Consider the following 16,338-nt stretch of genomic DNA (forward strand, 5'->3'; position numbering starts at 1 on the left):
ATGGCAAGAAAAAGCAGAAAAAATATGATGCCACTAGAAGCTACAGCCTTACCGGATAAAGAGAAGAAGGTACTTTTTAAGGCTGGATTATATGCAAGACTGTCTCATGAAACGGAAGAGAACATTGAGAGAGGGACAATCGAAACACAGATGGAACTTATGAAGAATTATGTCAAAGATCACGAAGATATTGTAATTGAAGAGGAATATTATGATGCCTCCTTTACCGGTACTAATTTTGAAAGACCGGATTTTAAGCGAATGCTTGAGGATGCAAAAACAGGAAGAATTAACTGTATTATTGTTAAGGATTTATCGAGACTTGGAAGAAATTATGTGGAGATGGGGAACTACATTGAAAGAGTGTTTCCTTTTCTCAATGTAAGATTCATTGCTGTTACGGATGATTTTGACTCGTTCAGACCGGGCACAGACCTTATGATGCCTTTGAAAAATATCGTAAATGAGTTTTATGCAAAGGATATTTCCAAGAAAGTTTCAACTGCACATCGTAGAAAATGGACTACGGATGAATATATGTGCGGTTTTGCTCCGTATGGATATCTGAAATCCAAGACGGAGAAGAACAGAATTGTTGTGGATGAAGCAACTGCTGGAAATGTCAGACTTATTTATAAATTGTTTTTGGAGGGCAAAGGATATACATCAATTGCAAAATATCTGAATGAGCAGGGAATAATGTCACCATTGATGTATTTAAAATCTCTTGGTTACCAGCAGAATGTAAAAACCAATGGTGTATGGACCAAAACAACAGTTAAGTCAATACTGACAAATCAGGCATACATTGGTTCGGCGGTGCATGGGAAAGTAGTAATTGAGAAATACAATAATATTCCACTCCATGCAACAGATCCAAGTGAATGGGTCATTGTTGAAAATACGCATGAGCCACTTGTTGACAAAGAGACATTTGAAAAGGCACAGGAAAGAGTAAAGGAAATCTCGGATGCTTATTTTGCAAAAGAGTTTACAAAACACCCACCTAATGAAAAGAATTTACTAAAGGGAAAAATTGTATGCGGAGACTGTGGCAAGGGAATGAGACTTTCTCCAAGAACAACAAAATCGTATGTATATTTTTGTGGAACTTTTTCAGATGGTATTAATCCGGCATGTTCAAGACACAAAATTGATCAGGAGGATGTCAACAAAGCTGTCTTTGCTCAGATTTCAAATCATATGCGTTGCTGTATTGACGCATTAAGAGTAATAAGGGAATTAAATGCAAGAAGCAGCGGACTGAAAAAATACGATGTGTATGAAAAAGCCATTACCAGACAGCGCAGGGAACTGGAGAAGGTAAACCGCAAGTTCTCTGAGTTATATGGAGATTATTCAGAACATTTGATTAATGAGAGTGAATATCTGACATTAAAACAGCAGTATCTTTTAAAAAGCGAAGCTTTGAAGAAGGAGATAGATAATCTTTTAATATCTCAGAACTTGTATTCAAAGAATTATAAGATTGATGCGGACTGGGAAAATCTTATCAATAAATATCTGAAATGCAGAAAACTCAACAAAGAGCTGGCAGATGCATTTGTTGACAAGGTACAGGTGTTTGAAGGTGGCAGAATTTCCGTAAATCTGGTTTATGATGATTGTCTGGAAGAACTGTTACAGGTAAAAAATAAGAGAGAAGGTGATTTGAATGAGTAAGATAACTGCTATGTATATTCGCCTTTCTATGGAAGATGAAGATGTATCATTAAATCGGAAAGAGGAGAGTAACAGTATATCCAGCCAGCGGGAATTGTTAAAAGCATATATTGAAAATCATTCGGAGCTTAAGGATACGAAGGTACAGGAATACTGTGATGATGGATTTACCGGAACAAAATTTGAAAGACCAGGCTATATGAAGCTTATGGAGGATATCCGGGCTGAAAAAATATCATGCATTGTTGTAAAGGATTTATCCAGACTCGGAAGGGATTATATTGAAGTTGGAAGTCTTTTGGAGCAGATACTTCCACTTTATCAGGTACGGGTTATTGCAGTTAATGACAATTATGACAGCGATAACTATGATGGTTCCACCGGTGGTATGAATGTTGCGTTTAAGAATTTAATTTATATGCTTTATAGCAGGGACTTGTCCAATAAAATATGTTCTGCAAAGCACACAAGGATACTGAATGGGGAGAACATTAGTGGTCAGTTAAGGTATGGATATGTCAAAGATCCAAATGATAAGCATAAGATTATTGTAGATCCGGAAGCAGCAGAAGTGGTTAAGCTGATATTTGAACTGACCGCACAGGGCAAAAGAAAAACAGAAGTGGCAAATTACTTAAATGCTCACGGTATTGATACACCATCCGCATATAAGAAGAGAAAAGGAAGCAAAAACTTTTTCCATGCAGTTGAAGTGAAAAGCTTGTGGAGTACTTCTTCTATCCACGATATATTAAACGATGAAGTTTATCTTGGAAAACTGATATGGAATAAAACAAAGAAGAGGGTAGGCAGCAATAACACTTCAACCTATGTGCCTAAAGACGAATGGATTGTGATAGAGAATTGTCATGAACCTATTATTACTCAGAAATTATTTGATACGGCACATGCTAATTCAAAAAAATATATTCGTCCAAAGCGTGGTAAGAGAAACTATAATCCGTTTTATTATTGTGGGGTATGTGGCAGAGCCTTGGTACCCAGCAAAAGGGTAAAAGGTGACATTCTTCTTTGTTCCTCGTCTAGAATTGAGGAAAATTCTCCATGCAAAAGCAACAGGGTGGAAATTGCCAAGGTTGAAAATACAATCATGAAAATTGTAAATATGTATGCAACAGCTTATCTGGATGAGAAAGGAATAAAGAAAGCTGGTAAATCGAAAGAAGTATCTCCGGAAGAAAAGATTGCAACACTTGAAAAGAAGGTGAAGAGCCTCAGCAGTAAAAAGATGATGTTGTATTCTGATTATAAGGATGACAAGCTCACAAGAGAAGAGTATGTCAAGCGTTCAAAGGCGATGGTGGAGCAGATTGATGAATTGCATCAGGAAATCGAACAGCTTAAAACAGAAATACCACCAGAAGATAATTCTTCTAGTAAGTTTGAGACACAGTTAGAAAGTATCATCAATATGGAATCTTTTGACAGAGAGAAAATCCAGAAAGTAATCAAAAAAGTGATTATCAATGGAGAGGACAATATAGAGATTATATGGAATACAGATGATCCATTTTTCAAGTAAGATGGATGGTTACAGAGTTTGGAGTGCCGAGAAAATGTGGCACTCCTTTCTTCTGCAAGTATAAATATTGCTTTCAATATACTGCAATAGCAGGTATAATGGGAAGTGATATTTGAGGGTACAAAAAAATCAATTTTTTTTGGTCTGGGGTTGACACGAGCAGGAACCGGAACACCGGATATTGCAAATCTGATGGCAATAGCAGATCTCTTCCAGATATCAGTAGATGAATTACTTTCGAATGAGAAATCAGAGAAAAAGCAGTCTAATTACATCTATGAAAGTCGTACTGAATACGATATTGATGGTAAGAAGAATTTTGATATCAAGCTTGGTGGAGCATATGCTGTAGATTTAAAGGCATATCATGGAGAAAAAATTGAAGTCGCAATGTTTTCAAATGTCTATAAGAATCTTCTGGCAGATTATAAAGTTAAGATTGATGATATAAAAAACCGAATCGATATTGATCTTAACAGATTTAATGAAGCCAGTGAAGCAGATGCAAAGGAGAGTTTGGTCATTACTATTTTTATTCCAGTAAAATATATTGGAAAAATCGAGTTATCAGTTAATGCAAGGACACTGAATATTACTGACATAGAAAATGAACATATTGAGGTAAATGGCAAAATTAGCGAAGTTACCCTTCAGGGAAATAAAAGTGAAATTGAGATAGATTCAAATCTTGATATGCAGATCAGTGTTTTATCACATGAGGGTGCGATTGAGATTAATCAGTTGTCAGCAACATCAAGACTTACAATTCCTGCAGATTATAGATTTAGAAGCACAAAAAAGGGAATAGCAACTCATATTTATTATGAGAGACAGGGCAAAAAGGTTGATGACTTTTCAGATGCCGAAGCAGACAATTACATCGAGCTCAATGGTATAAAGAGTGAGCTTGTGATTGTAGAGGCTGAGGTGTAGTCATGGAAAAGTATATATATCGACCGGTCAGATTCTATTTGATTACATTTGCCTGCACTTGGTTCTGGTGGCTATTTGCAATTTTACTTAATGAAGGGACAGGGCTTTATCTTGGAATGTTTCTTGGCTTGGTTTCACCTGCCGTAGTTGCCGTAGTAACTGTATTTACATCTAAGAATAAAGCACTCATTAATGACTTTAAGAAGAAGCTGATTGGGTTTTATAGAATAAAACCTAAATATATATTAATTGCAGTGCTGATATTTGCTGTGATAGTGACGGCTTCAATCGGTACATCAGTATTATTTGGCGGCAGTATAAATCAGTTTTCATTTACAGAAGACTTTTCATTTTCTATAGGTGGTACGTCTGCATTTCTTACAATTTTGTTGGCATCCTGCATAGAGGAGTTAGGTTGGAGAGGTTATGGAGAGGATGCTGTTGGTGCATACAACAGCTGGTTTAAGGAGTCTATCATCTTTGGATGTATCTGGTCTTTGTGGCATTTGCCATTATTCTGGATACCTGGAACGTACCAGTATGGACTTAAAGAGATGGGAATCATGTATGTGATTAACTTTCTTCTTAGCGTGATACCACTTGATTTCCTTCAGACATGGGTATATGTAAAGAATAACAGAAGTATGCTTGCAACAATTATTTTTCATTTGTTTATAAATATTATGCAGGAAAAGATAAACATGACTCCTGAAACAAAATGTATACAAACTATTTTTGTTGTTATTGCGGCAATTATAATTGTTGTTATAAATAAAGAAATGTTTTTTGAAACACAGCATGTGGGTAATTTACTTGAAGAGAAAATTATGAATCGAGAGATAAATTGAACTTTATCGATGTAAAGAAATCGACAATTTCAAGTTTGCCGAAATATCTTTCTAACTTTCCCTATTTTACAGGCTTTTCAGCCCATTCATTAGTGAAATGATATGTATTTTCCCTTATTTTTGCCCTTATGAGATAATCGTAAGGGAAATAAGGGAAAGTTTTATTTAGTCGTTGCCTGCCACTTTATCAAGTAACTTTGCGGATTCCCGCTTGGCTTTTCTTGTGGAATGGGCGTAGACATTCATTGTGGTACTGACATCTGAGTGTCCTAACAGTTCCTGTACATCTTTCGGAGCTGCTCCATTTGCCAGAAGGTTGCTTGTGTAGGTGTGTCGCAACTGGTGAAAATGAAATCCTTCAAATCCATCCAGTTTCTGAGCAATCTTCCTGCAAACAATTCCTAACGTGCTTGGCAGTTCCAAACTTCCATCCGGTCTTAAGCAGACAAAGGATATTTCCTTATAATCTTCTGGAACATTCTCTGTTCCGTCCAGATGATAGAACTCATAGTAAACTCTGTTTTTGTCTTTTACTTCTCTGTAGTAGTTTTTGTGGTAAAGTTCTCCGTACTGCATTCGGTTTTTAAGTTGTTCCTTTCGGGCATTGCGAAGAATCTCTGCCAGTGTATCTCCAAAATCAACAATCCTTACCTTTTTTCGTTTGGTTGGTCCGATGATATTCTTGTGCCTTGAACCATCATATCGGATACTTCGTCTGATCGTAAGGCACTGTTCTTCAAGATTTACATCCTGCCATGCCAGACCACAGGCTTCACCGATACGAAGTCCTGCATAATAAGCTATCTGGATTGGAAGTATTGCCGGTGGATTGTAATCCTGTAGAAATTCAATCAGTCTTTCATAATCCTCTCGTGGAATTGGCTGTATATCGCCATCCATGTCATCATCAGAAAACAGGTCAACCTCATCCGTCTGGTATTTCAGCTTAATATACTGCATCGGATTGAAAGTGATATATTGCTTTGGGGATACTGCAAACCGGAATGACTGCTGTAATACTGCCGAGAAAGAACGAATGTAATCTTTGCTGTAACCTTTTCTTTCTGAACCATCTGGATAAGTGCCACCAAAGGAAAGCAGATTGAAGAAGGCTTGTAAATGCTCAGATGTTACATTTTTCAACTTTCTCTCTGAAATTGGATGCTTCTTGATGTTGGTAATAGCACCGAGGTAATTCTGGACTGTTCCATTACTGAGAGTACCGGTCTTTAATTCTTCCTCTGCCCATATATCAAGTAATTCTCCAACTGTAATATTTTCCGACTTTGCAATGAATTTCTTGCTTTCGTAATCGTCCATTGCCTGACGGAGCAGTTTTTCCGTTTCACTTTTGCTTTCTGTTCCAGCGTATTCTTTCTGAACCAGATTGCCGCTTGCATCTTCTACATAGAAGCGGTAGTACCATTTCTTTCCTTTTTTTCTTACAGATCCTTTTGCCATAATCGTGTGTCTCCTTTCGATATCAGACAATCGGAACTGATGAAATGCTTCTTGCGTGTAGGCATCTTATGGACAAGTCCATAAGCCAATTCGCCGCTCGTCAAATCTGTAAACAGCCTGACTCGCTCGTGCTCATTGTATCATAACTCCGGTTGTCGTTCTATACCGAATCGGAATCCTCATACAAAACTTCTGATAAAAGATTTTCAAGCCTTTGTTCTGCCATTTCCGGTTTCTTGGAATAGAGCCTTACAATATCTGCCATGTCATTAAAAGCATTAACAGTATGGGTGATCTCCCGGAGAAACATAATCTCGTTATATTCATCATTCGATTCAAACCCCATTACTTTTGCAATATCAGCTTCATTTGTGCTGCCCTTGTAATTCTTGCAGGCAAACTGGAATGATTCCAGAAACAGGTTATATTGCTTTAACATCAACAGCAGTAAATCTTTGGAAAAAGCATCTTCCTTTTTACTAAGGTCGAGAGGTAACTGTTTGAGAATATCGCCCATTGCATCACGAATCTGTAATTCTTTCTTATCCGTAATATCGGTTTCGTATTCATCGGTTTCCCCCTTGAGCCATTCAATAGATACATGAAGTGCTTCCGAAAGACCTTCCAGCACCATCTTTTTGGTATTGTCAATCGAACCATTCTCATAACGAAGGATTGTGGAAGCGGTAACTCCCATCTTCTCTGCAACATAAGGCTGTGTCAGATTTAATTCCAGACGACGCTGTTTTGCCCTGCTACCTATCAGCTTGCGTAGTTCTTTATCTTTCATGCTGATTGCCTCCTTTTTCGGTATGTATGAATTATAGCATGTACCTCACATAATTGCAATATGCAATTTAATGATTATTTTTAAAATTTCATAACGCTTGACAACGCAATATAAAACCGCTATACTAACAGCACAACAAAAATTGCATAATGCAATTTAACAGGAGGTGACAAGATGACGGAAAGAAAGATTGCATTATCCATCGAGGAAGCAGCCGACTATACAGGAATTGGCAGAAACACTTTGAGAAAGCTGGTTGAATGGAAGAAGCTTCCGGTATTAAAAGTCGGAAGAAAAGTCCTTATTAAAACTGACATTCTGGAAAAGTTCATGGAAGCCAACGAGGGGCGAGATCTGAGGGATAAAGGAAATGTAAAAGCTGTCACAAGAAATGTGGCAACTTAAAAAGGCGGCTTCCTACGAAACCGCCAAAGGTTCTATCAGACCGAAGCCATGATATACCTACACGCAAGAGGATTATACCATGTGCTTCTCCTGATATGCAACCGGGAACTGTTGTTTATCGGAAAAAGAAAGGATGAAGACGATATGGCGAAATCAACAAAGACTTATGAAGAAAGAATACTTGCATTAGAGAAAAAGGAACAGGAAAGCATTGAAGCTACAAAAAAGCTCATAGCACAGCGGAAGGAACTGGAAAAGAGAAAGAAAGCAGAGGAAAGTAAAAAACGAACCCACAGGCTCTGTCAGATTGGTGGCGCAGTGGAATCGGTTCTTGGCTGTCCGATTGAGGAGGAAGATTTACCAAAGTTGATAGGATTCTTAAAAAGGCAGGAAACAAACGGAAAGTTTTTCTCAAAGGCGATGCAGAAAGAGCCACTTACAGATATGGAGGAAGTGTAATGGCGGAGGGAGTGGTTTTTCCATTCCCTTCATTGCCTTTGAATGAAGGGCGCACTTATGGACAACCAGAGGTCGTCCTTATAAGTTTGCCACAAGTGGCAACCGGTCTGCGCTTACGCTTGCCGGGCTCGTTCCGTCGGCGGGGCTTTCAGCCAGACCTGCTCATGCCGCAGGGGGCACTCTTGCGCAGAGGGCGTTCCGACAGCTTCACTTCTGCCAAACCAGAAGAAGATGCTGTCGGAAATCAATGCCGGATACGGCAGAAAGGGGGAATCGTATCATGGCGATATTTCACTTTACAGTAAAGATTGTCGGGCGCAGTAAAGGAAAATCTGTCATATCCGCATCGGCATATCTTAATGGAGATGTGATGAAGAATGAGGAAACAGGCAGAATCAGTTACTATACTTCCAAAAAGGAAGTCGTCTACACCAGTCTGATGATGTGCGAAAATGCACCTCCTGAATGGCTGCATGTACCGGAAGAAAATATAAAAAGGTTTCAACAGTCTATCCGTTATAAAAGAGCGGATGATAAAGATGCCGCACTGGAAAAGTTTAAAATCACATTTCAGAAACAGCGTCTATGGAATGAGGTATTGAAGATAGAAAAAAATGCAGATGCACAGCTTGGACGCTCATTTGAATTTTCCCTGCCGAAAGAATGGAGCAGACAGGAACAGATTGATTATACAACCGAATATATTCAAAAAACTTTCGTAGATAAGGGAATGTGTGCCGACTGGAGCATACACGATAAGGGCGACGGGAACCCACATGTGCATTTACTTGTAACCATGCGACCATTCAATCCGAACCATTCATGGGGCAACAAAGAAGTCAAGGACTGGGATTTTGTCAGAGATACTGACGGAAATATCGTAGTTGATGAATCCCACCCGGACTGGTGGCAGGATAAGAAAAACCCTGACCGGCATGGAATCCGTATTCCGGTACTTGATGAAAACGGAGTACAGAAAGTCGGGGCAAGAAACAGAAAACAATGGAAACGGGTTCTGACCGATGCTACCGGATGGAACAATCCAAAGAATTGTGAGATATGGCGAAGCGAATGGGCTAAGATGTGTAACCAGCATTTATCCATAGACAATCAGATTGACCACCGCTCTTATGAACGACAGGGCAAATTAAAAGTCCCTACGATTCATGAGGGTGCGGATGCAAGAAAGATTGAGGAAAAATATCTCACCGGACAGATATGGAATGGTTCATGGAAGGTAGAGGAAAACCAGATGATTAAAAAACAAAATGCACTACTGCAAAAGGTAATCACAACCTTTGGTAAGGTATCCGGTGCATTGTCAATATGGAAGGAGTGGTTGAATGACATTAGAAGAAAGCAAAGAAGTAATTCCCATGATGGAAGCAATGATTACACAGATAGAGGAACAGCAGAATATCATGGCAGAGATGCTTCAGGAGATACAGGAAAAGGACGAGAAGCTGATGTGCTTTCAGGAGCAGGAAGAACGATTGCAGCAATTAGAGAAAGAATTGTCAGAGCTGCTACAAATCTTACCGGATACAGAAGGACTGTTGATGCTTCTGGAAGAAAAGACAGACCAGATACAGAAACTCACAGACGAAAATCAGCAATGGCAGGAATTGGCACAGAAATTGAACAGCGAGAACCGGCTATTGCAGAAACAGAACAGCGAATTACTGAACTTGAACAGCAATTAGAGAAAGGAAGGTTGATTGATGAACGAATTAAGAAACTCAAAGAACGACGATCAACTGGAAGAACTGCTAATGCTGACGGAGCAGATGCAGGAAGAACTCGACCAGAAAGACCGGACTATCAGGAAACTGAAAGTGCAGCTCGACGAATCGCTGACCTTGAACGAGAGGTTAAACAGCGAGAACAGAGCAGGGAACATTCAAGCCTTAAAGAACGACTTGAGGAAAACAAAAGAATTATTGCAGAGCGAGAAAAAGAAAACGCACACCGCCCAAGCCATGATAGAGGAATGTCGAGATAAGCAGAGACAGGCAGAACAGGAACGGGATTATGCACTCTCCCATCAGAAAAAAGTAGAGATACCGGTTGAAAAGCCGGTGCTCTATCAAAAGTGCGGGAATTGTAAACAGACAGCTTATCTGAAAGCTAAGGAAAGGTATGATACACAGAGAGAAAAACTGGCAGGCAGATATAAAGCAAAAACAGCTATATATGAAGCATTGATGTTTCTGCTGATATGGTATTCCGTATCAACTACTCTTTTTCAGATGATACGGTCAAAAATATTTATTTCTGATTGCGTGGTATTCTTTGATACAATCGCCACTTTTATACAGAACATTGCAGGATTGACTATACTGGCAGGGAAGAATGTGGCACAGGTTAGCAATGGAATATCCAATCCTGTCGTTGTCGGAATTATATACTGGATGATAAGAATACTGATTTCCGGTGGATGTCTGGTGGGTGTGGGAATACTTTTGGCATTCATCGAAATAAAGATTGCAGGGCTATATAAGAAATACTGTTGGGATATGATTACCATAATGGTGATACTCGTAAGTATGGCAATAGCAATCTATTTCGCAGATTGGATAAGGACAATATTACCAGTCAATCTACTGTTTCTATTGTTATTGGTACAGGTAATATATGTCGTGATAAGATGGTATGTGAAAGGCTGGCGGGAAACAAGGGGATATTACTAAAACATACTATACCATGCCTAAAACTGTTAAACAATAAATCGGCATAATTGGTCATTTCATGATGCAAGATAAAAAGACTGATTATGTCGATATACAGATTCTGTGAATGAATGAAAGTGGATAACTTGTTTTGTCCGAGCAAGGGAACTATAATGTTTTGGTAGAAGTAAAAAAGACAACCATTTGGTTGAGAAAAAAAGATGCAGAAAAACCTATTGACGGAAGAATAAAAAATCAAGGAGTAATCATGATAGAAAACAAGATAATATTGATTGAAGATGATAAAGAAATAAGAGGAATGATAAACGATTATTTATCAGGAGAATTTGAAGTGACAGCTTTTAATGATGGTATGTCAGCTATCCAGAAAATTACAAGCTATGATGAATATGCGCTTGCGCTTATTGATCTTATGTTACCGGATATAAGCGGGATGGAGATTATTAAGATAATTCGTAAAGTCAGCAAGATACCAATTATTATTATTACTGCTAAAGACAATGATATAGACAAATCATTAGGATTGAATTTGGGTGCTGATGATTATGTGGTAAAACCTTTTTCACTCATTGAGCTTACTGCTAGAATAAAGGCTAACATCAGACGAGCAAGAACCTACCAGGCGTTACCGAATAATTCAATTATCAAAATTAAAGATATAGAAATCGACCCTCATAGTCACATGGTTCAGCGCAAAGGAGTAACCATAGATTTAACGCCAATTGAATTTCAAATTTTATACATTTTAGCAAGCCATCCGGGGCAGGCTTATTCAAAGGAAAGGCTATATGAACTGATTTGGAAAGAACCATATTTTGGAAATGAAAATGTGTTGAATACACACATCAATCGTCTTCGCTTGAAATTGAAGAGCAATGCAGAAGACAGTACAGCCTATGTTAAAACTTTATGGGGCATTGGATATAAGATGGAGGAGAAATAGATGATGATTTTATTTGTGGTTCTTTCATTTGTTATGGTTTTTATATTGATCTGGCAACAGATACAGCATAAAAAATTAGTACGAGAAATTGATTATATTACAAGTAGGCTTGATACTATTTCTGTCATTTCTGAAAATGGCTTTGTACTTATACCTACAGATAATGATAGTATCAAGAAATTAAGCGCTGCACTTAATAAGCTGCTTCAGGATTTTTATACAAAAAAGTCACAATTTGAGCAGAGTAAACAGGCAATGGCGAAAGTCCTTACAAACATCTCTCACGACATCCGAACTCCACTCACTGTTCTAAAAGGAAATAGTGAAATGCTTTCCAATATAACAAACACTTACTCTGCATCTGAAAATGTTCATGCTATGGCTGTTAAAATAGACCAAAAGGCTGATGATTTAATCTCAACAATTAACGACTATTTTACAATGTCTAAAATAACTTCTGGAGATTTTTCTATTAAAATGAAAAAGGAAAATATATCAAGGATTTGCCAAGATACAATTTTGGACTACTATGACCTTCTTGAACAGAAACAATTTGAAGTCAATATTCAGATACCGGATACACCGATTTTTGCCTATACAGATAACGAGGCGTTACAACGCATTTTAAAAAATCTGATAGACAATGCCATCCGACATGGTGGTGATGGTAAGTATATTTCTTTAAGGCTCATCACATCAAATGGAAAAAACATTATTGAAATAGAAGATCGAGGAGATGGGATATCACCACAGCAGCAAAAACAGATCTTTGAAAGGAATTATACAACAGCCCGAAAAACTTCCGGCAGTGGTTTGGGGCTTTCAATTTCAAAATGTCTTGCTGAACAAATTGGGGCAGACTTAGAAGTTTATAGTGTACAAAATGAGCAAACTATTTTCTCAATCATCTTGAAAAAGTTAGAAAATCGTTAGATTTATGACAGAGAAAAGAGAAGTCCATTTTGTATAATGGCAGCTATAAAGGAGGCACACAAAATGGATTATATTATGGAAACCGTAGGTTTGCGAAAAGCCTACAAAGATAATATTGTTGTAGACGATGTAAATATGCATATATCTAAAGGGGCAATATATGGCTTTGTTGGTCCAAACGGCGCAGGAAAAAGCACGGTTATGAAAATGATTTTGAGTCTTATCCAGCCAGATGCTGGAGAGGTTCAGCTTTTAGGCGAAAAAGTTACCAGTCACAGTTATGAAATATTCAAAAAGGTTGGTTCTATTATTGAGAATCCATACTTTTACGATAAAATGACTGCCAGACAAAACTTAGAGCTGCACTGTGAGTATATGGGATTTCCCAACAAGGAACGAATCGATGAGGTTTTGCATTTGGTGGACTTGCAGAATGTCGAGAAAAAACAAGTTTGTCATTACTCGTTGGGTATGAAACAACGACTTGCTATTGCAAGAGCTATTCTGGCAAAGCCAGAATTTTTGATTTTAGACGAACCGATCAATGCTTTAGACCCTGAGGGTATTCGTGAAATGCGAACCCTTTTTCAACGGCTAAATCAAGAAGATGGAACAACTATTTTTATATCCAGCCACATTCTATCCGAAGTGGATCTTCTTGCTGATACGATTGGAATTATTCAACACGGAAAACTCTTAACAGAATTACCTATCGAAGAAATCCATAAGCATCAAACAGATTATATCAGCTTGCAGGTTGACGATGTGACTCGTGTTGCTGCACTGCTTGAAAACATGAGAATCACGAATTTTAGTGTATTAGATAAAGAATTTATCCACATTTATGATTCTGATATTTCAGGTAAAGCTCTGTCAAAAGCCATCATTGAGAACGGGATTGGTTTGGAGAGCATGGGACGCAAGCAAGACACACTGGAAGATTTCTTTTTCCAGCTTACAGAGGAGACCAGCTATGAAAAGTCAAGCATAAATTAGCTGGAAATTCGTATTCACTATCGGTGGTAAAAAAGGGTAACCTTAATAAGACTCCCATAAGTGTGCTTTTCAAAATCTATCGATATTGGTATACAGACCTCTTATTCGAGATTAAATTCTACTTCGTCAGTAAGCATCTTCCAGATGACTCTGACAAGTTTGCCGGCACAGTGCCCAAGGGCATTATAGTGAGTCCGGCCTTCCGCCATTTTGGCATCGTAGTAAGCCTTGAAGGTGGCGTTGTTTTTTACAACATTGTGAGCTGCGTTAATAAGTGTATATCTGAGTACTTTGGAACCACGCTTAGACATTCTGGTTTTCTTAGCCTGGAAGTTTCCGGACTGGTAAACAGAAGGATCCAGACCTGCATATGCAAGCAGCTTGTTGGAGCTGGAGAAACGATGAATATCACCGATTTCACCAAGTATCATTCCGCCGTTGATGTATCCGATACCCGGAATGGTCATGATGACAGAATCATTGAATTTCATGATATCAGTCATCTCAGCTTCAACTCTTTCTAACTGGCTATCCAGTAACTCGATCTGTGCAATGGTGTGAGTTATCTGAATAGATAGAGCACTGTCGCTAGCACCGACAGACTTCTGTGCGAGAACTCTTAACTGCTGAGCCATTTCTTTATCAAAGTGTCCGTGGGAGTTCACCTTGAGTAAATGAGCCAGATGAGTCATGTGCATAGAAGCTATAGCTTCCGGTGTAGGAGCCTCCTTAAGGAGAGCGTAGACAGATTTTTGATGCAGACCTGATTTGAAGAAATACTGCAATTCAGGGAATACCTCGTCCACATAAGAAGTCAGCTGAATCTTTAAACGGGTTCGCTGCTTAATGGTCTTTTGGCGGAAACGGCCAAGAGCCTTGAGGTCCATCAGATCGAGATCATAGAAGGTCACAAATCTGAGGGAATCTTGCATCATGAGAGTTTTACAAATGATGTATGTGTCGACTTTGTCAGTCTTCGTTTTGCGCACGTTATTCTTACGCATAGTAGAAGTCTTGATGGGGTTCAACACACACACTTTGTAATTACCGGCAACAAGGTATCGAACAAGGTTGTCGCCGTAGTGTGCCGTCGATTCAAGACCAATGATGAGACTGTTCTTATCGAATGATTCGAGTTTCGAGATCAGCAGTTGGAAGCCATCATTGTCATTTGTAAATTTGAACGGCTCGATTATGATTTCACCATCAGAAGAAATGGCTGAGGCGAAATGGTTTAGTTTGGCAATATCAATGCCTACATAAATCATGAGGTTGTACCTCCCTTTCTAAAGTCTGATACCGTGATATCCACCAGCGATTATCATCGTAGACTTGATGGAAATAAGTACTCGGATTACTCCGGCAACATCCAGCTATAAACAATTCAGATAAAGGTAGCGGCAATACACTCCTTAGAGTAGTCAGAGCTACAGGGAAATAATCAAAAGTCCACAGTATCTGAATGTATTGAACCACGATATTAAAAGAAAGGAAACGTGTGATAATTAACTTCCTAATTATCATACAAGGAAAAATGAGATGACACATTTGATCAAACTGGAACTGAAAAAATTTGGTATTGCACAAAATATTATCTTTATGTTTGCCGCAATTCTTTTCAGCATCCTTTTCATTACAATATCTTTATGGGATAGCATGACAGACCCCAAACAGGTCAAAGACACATTTGAAAGCACATACCTTGTCATTGGCTTATTGATGTCATTCATTTTTCTTGTGTACTCGTCGGTCTTAACGGCAAAGCTGGTTATTGGAGAATATAATCATCGAACAATTACGATTATGTTTTCTTATCCTTTAAACAGAATAAAATTGATTGCCAGCAAATTAACTATAATCATGGTTTATACAGCGATTTCAATGACGATTGGATATATCTGTTGTAGCAGTTATATTATATTTGCGGATAAATCCTTTAATATGCTGGAGGGAACATTTCAACCATCAATGCTCCGAACATGGATACCAATGGCAATAACCACTGTGATTATATGTATGGTGCTGTCTCTGTGGTCATTTATTATTGGCATGATCAGAAAATCTGTTCCTGCAACAATCGTTACTTCTTTGATTGTTATTGTGTTACGGCAAGTTATTATCACCAAAAACACAACCAATCAGGAGTCCATAATGCAAGTTATCTTAGTTGCTATTGTTACCGTCATTGCTACACTACTTATCTTTAAAAGAAAAGTGCCTGAACTATATTGATTATTTCTATTTTTACAAATGGTAAAAGAAAAAGCCGTCGCAAAGCAGATTCAATTTCATGTATTTATATAACGGCGGCTTTGATTTTTAAAGTCAATGTTTTTAGTGATTACACAAACAGATGACAACTTACATGTATGTGGTAGCTGACGTAAGTTTGGATTATTTTAAAAGATTTCCAATGAATCTTCCGCATCTACCCACATCTGCATATTCCCATCCAGATATAATCGTACATATTCAAGCGGTTCATCAATTGCAAGTGCATTTAATGCACAATCTGAGCCAGGCGTAGTTTTTAAATTCTTTTCTGCTTCCCAACAGTCAATGCGGAGCATATAGCTCGCAGAGGTATAAACATCAACACTATTACGTTGTGGATTGTATTCTGCAAATATTGTTCTCATTGTATCAAATCTCCT

General features: G+C 38.3%; 17 protein-coding genes. 13 read left to right on the top strand and 4 right to left on the bottom strand.

The genetic code is table 11. From position 1 onward, the window contains the following. The 4 genes from WMO42_RS02060 to WMO42_RS02075 all read left to right on the top strand — a co-directional run bounded on the left by WMO42_RS02060 (position 1) and on the right by WMO42_RS02075 (position 5,007). On the top strand, positions 1-1,683 hold the full coding sequence (locus WMO42_RS02060; RefSeq protein WP_178496059.1) for a recombinase family protein: 1,683 nt from the start codon (positions 1-3) through the stop codon (positions 1,681-1,683). Then, on the top strand, positions 1,676-3,226 hold the full coding sequence (locus WMO42_RS02065; protein WP_055238822.1) for a recombinase family protein: 1,551 nt from the start codon (positions 1,676-1,678) through the stop codon (positions 3,224-3,226). The genes WMO42_RS02060 and WMO42_RS02065 overlap by 8 nt, the downstream gene beginning before the upstream one ends. 105 nt (positions 3,227-3,331) lie before the next feature. Further along, a complete protein-coding gene (locus tag WMO42_RS02070; RefSeq protein ID WP_349191414.1) occupies positions 3,332-4,159 on the top strand; it encodes a transcriptional regulator in 828 nt (275 codons plus the stop codon). Between the two features lie 2 nt (positions 4,160-4,161). Next, positions 4,162-5,007, top strand: coding sequence for a CPBP family intramembrane glutamic endopeptidase (locus tag WMO42_RS02075; RefSeq protein WP_055307252.1), 846 nt, complete (start codon positions 4,162-4,164; stop codon positions 5,005-5,007). 165 nt (positions 5,008-5,172) lie between these two features. On the opposite strand, the gene WMO42_RS02080 is transcribed toward WMO42_RS02075, so the two are convergent. Together WMO42_RS02080 and WMO42_RS02085 are read right to left on the bottom strand one after the other, a co-directional pair. Beyond that, the gene (locus tag WMO42_RS02080) at positions 5,173-6,468 is read right to left on the bottom strand and encodes a tyrosine-type recombinase/integrase (RefSeq protein ID WP_349191415.1); all 1,296 of its coding nucleotides are present in this window, start codon (positions 6,466-6,468) and stop codon (positions 5,173-5,175) included. A 160-nt stretch (positions 6,469-6,628) separates the two neighbouring features. Next, positions 6,629-7,258, bottom strand: coding sequence for a helix-turn-helix transcriptional regulator (locus tag WMO42_RS02085; protein ID WP_015530039.1), 630 nt, complete (start codon positions 7,256-7,258; stop codon positions 6,629-6,631). Positions 7,259-7,432: 174 nt separating this feature from the next. On the opposite strand from WMO42_RS02085, the gene WMO42_RS02090 reads away from it, so the two are divergent. From WMO42_RS02090 to WMO42_RS02125, 8 genes are all read left to right on the top strand, one after another. Then, a complete protein-coding gene (locus tag WMO42_RS02090) occupies positions 7,433-7,663 on the top strand; it encodes a helix-turn-helix domain-containing protein (protein WP_003505382.1) in 231 nt (76 codons plus the stop codon). Positions 7,664-7,807: 144 nt separating this feature from the next. Next, on the top strand, positions 7,808-8,122 hold the full coding sequence (locus WMO42_RS02095) for a relaxasome subunit MobC (protein WP_349191416.1): 315 nt from the start codon (positions 7,808-7,810) through the stop codon (positions 8,120-8,122). Further along, complete coding sequence (locus tag WMO42_RS02100) at positions 8,122-8,427, top strand: hypothetical protein (RefSeq protein ID WP_005345966.1); 306 nt, start codon at positions 8,122-8,124, stop codon at positions 8,425-8,427. The genes WMO42_RS02095 and WMO42_RS02100 overlap by 1 nt, the downstream gene beginning before the upstream one ends. Beyond that, the gene (locus tag WMO42_RS02105) at positions 8,403-10,124 is read left to right on the top strand and encodes a MobA/MobL family protein (protein WP_349191417.1); all 1,722 of its coding nucleotides are present in this window, start codon (positions 8,403-8,405) and stop codon (positions 10,122-10,124) included. Before WMO42_RS02100 ends, WMO42_RS02105 begins: the two co-directional genes overlap by 25 nt. Beyond that, positions 10,102-10,812: a DUF6040 family protein gene (locus tag WMO42_RS02110; protein WP_015515237.1), complete on the top strand. Its 711-nt coding sequence runs from the start codon at positions 10,102-10,104 to the stop codon at positions 10,810-10,812. The genes WMO42_RS02105 and WMO42_RS02110 overlap by 23 nt, the downstream gene beginning before the upstream one ends. A gap of 157 nt (positions 10,813-10,969) precedes the next feature. After that, entirely contained in the window at positions 10,970-11,755 is a 786-nt protein-coding gene (locus WMO42_RS02115) for a response regulator transcription factor (protein WP_226851416.1), read from the top strand. Beyond that, positions 11,756-12,688, top strand: a complete 933-nt coding sequence (locus tag WMO42_RS02120) for a HAMP domain-containing sensor histidine kinase (protein ID WP_021738955.1) — start codon at positions 11,756-11,758, stop codon at positions 12,686-12,688. 63 nt (positions 12,689-12,751) lie between these two features. Beyond that, positions 12,752-13,684, top strand: a complete 933-nt coding sequence (locus tag WMO42_RS02125) for an ABC transporter ATP-binding protein (protein WP_349191418.1) — start codon at positions 12,752-12,754, stop codon at positions 13,682-13,684. Positions 13,685-13,785: 101 nt separating this feature from the next. On the opposite strand, the gene WMO42_RS02130 is transcribed toward WMO42_RS02125, so the two are convergent. Next, positions 13,786-14,952 (bottom strand): IS110 family transposase, encoded by a 1,167-nt coding sequence (locus tag WMO42_RS02130; RefSeq protein WP_349191419.1) that lies wholly within the window; start codon positions 14,950-14,952, stop codon positions 13,786-13,788. A 271-nt stretch (positions 14,953-15,223) separates the two neighbouring features. Between WMO42_RS02130 and WMO42_RS02135 the strand changes: the two genes are divergently transcribed. Then, on the top strand, positions 15,224-15,916 hold the full coding sequence (locus WMO42_RS02135; protein ID WP_005334737.1) for an ABC transporter permease: 693 nt from the start codon (positions 15,224-15,226) through the stop codon (positions 15,914-15,916). 167 nt (positions 15,917-16,083) lie between these two features. Here WMO42_RS02135 and WMO42_RS02140 read toward each other — a convergent pair whose 3' ends face one another. Continuing rightward, on the bottom strand, positions 16,084-16,323 hold the full coding sequence (locus tag WMO42_RS02140; protein ID WP_015515240.1) for a DUF6061 family protein: 240 nt from the start codon (positions 16,321-16,323) through the stop codon (positions 16,084-16,086). Positions 16,324-16,338: the final 15 nt, after the last annotated feature.

Source organism: Lachnospira sp. CLA-JM-H23 (assembly GCF_040096425.1).
GTDB classification, from domain to species: domain Bacteria; phylum Bacillota; class Clostridia; order Lachnospirales; family Lachnospiraceae; genus Lachnospira; species Lachnospira rogosae.

Coding starts and splice junctions, on each gene's coding strand:
- WMO42_RS02140 (WP_015515240.1), bottom strand. CDS start 16,323: ATGAGAACAATATTTGCAGAATACAATCCACAACGTAATAGTGTTGAT.
- WMO42_RS02060 (WP_178496059.1), top strand. CDS start 1: ATGGCAAGAAAAAGCAGAAAAAATATGATGCCACTAGAAGCTACAGCC.
- WMO42_RS02105 (WP_349191417.1), top strand. CDS start 8,403: ATGGCGATATTTCACTTTACAGTAAAGATTGTCGGGCGCAGTAAAGGA.
- WMO42_RS02130 (WP_349191419.1), bottom strand. CDS start 14,952: ATGATTTATGTAGGCATTGATATTGCCAAACTAAACCATTTCGCCTCA.
- WMO42_RS02135 (WP_005334737.1), top strand. CDS start 15,224: ATGACACATTTGATCAAACTGGAACTGAAAAAATTTGGTATTGCACAA.
- WMO42_RS02075 (WP_055307252.1), top strand. CDS start 4,162: ATGGAAAAGTATATATATCGACCGGTCAGATTCTATTTGATTACATTT.
- WMO42_RS02110 (WP_015515237.1), top strand. CDS start 10,102: ATGATAGAGGAATGTCGAGATAAGCAGAGACAGGCAGAACAGGAACGG.
- WMO42_RS02065 (WP_055238822.1), top strand. CDS start 1,676: ATGAGTAAGATAACTGCTATGTATATTCGCCTTTCTATGGAAGATGAA.
- WMO42_RS02090 (WP_003505382.1), top strand. CDS start 7,433: ATGACGGAAAGAAAGATTGCATTATCCATCGAGGAAGCAGCCGACTAT.
- WMO42_RS02125 (WP_349191418.1), top strand. CDS start 12,752: ATGGATTATATTATGGAAACCGTAGGTTTGCGAAAAGCCTACAAAGAT.
- WMO42_RS02080 (WP_349191415.1), bottom strand. CDS start 6,468: ATGGCAAAAGGATCTGTAAGAAAAAAAGGAAAGAAATGGTACTACCGC.
- WMO42_RS02100 (WP_005345966.1), top strand. CDS start 8,122: ATGGCGGAGGGAGTGGTTTTTCCATTCCCTTCATTGCCTTTGAATGAA.
- WMO42_RS02120 (WP_021738955.1), top strand. CDS start 11,756: ATGATGATTTTATTTGTGGTTCTTTCATTTGTTATGGTTTTTATATTG.
- WMO42_RS02095 (WP_349191416.1), top strand. CDS start 7,808: ATGGCGAAATCAACAAAGACTTATGAAGAAAGAATACTTGCATTAGAG.
- WMO42_RS02085 (WP_015530039.1), bottom strand. CDS start 7,258: ATGAAAGATAAAGAACTACGCAAGCTGATAGGTAGCAGGGCAAAACAG.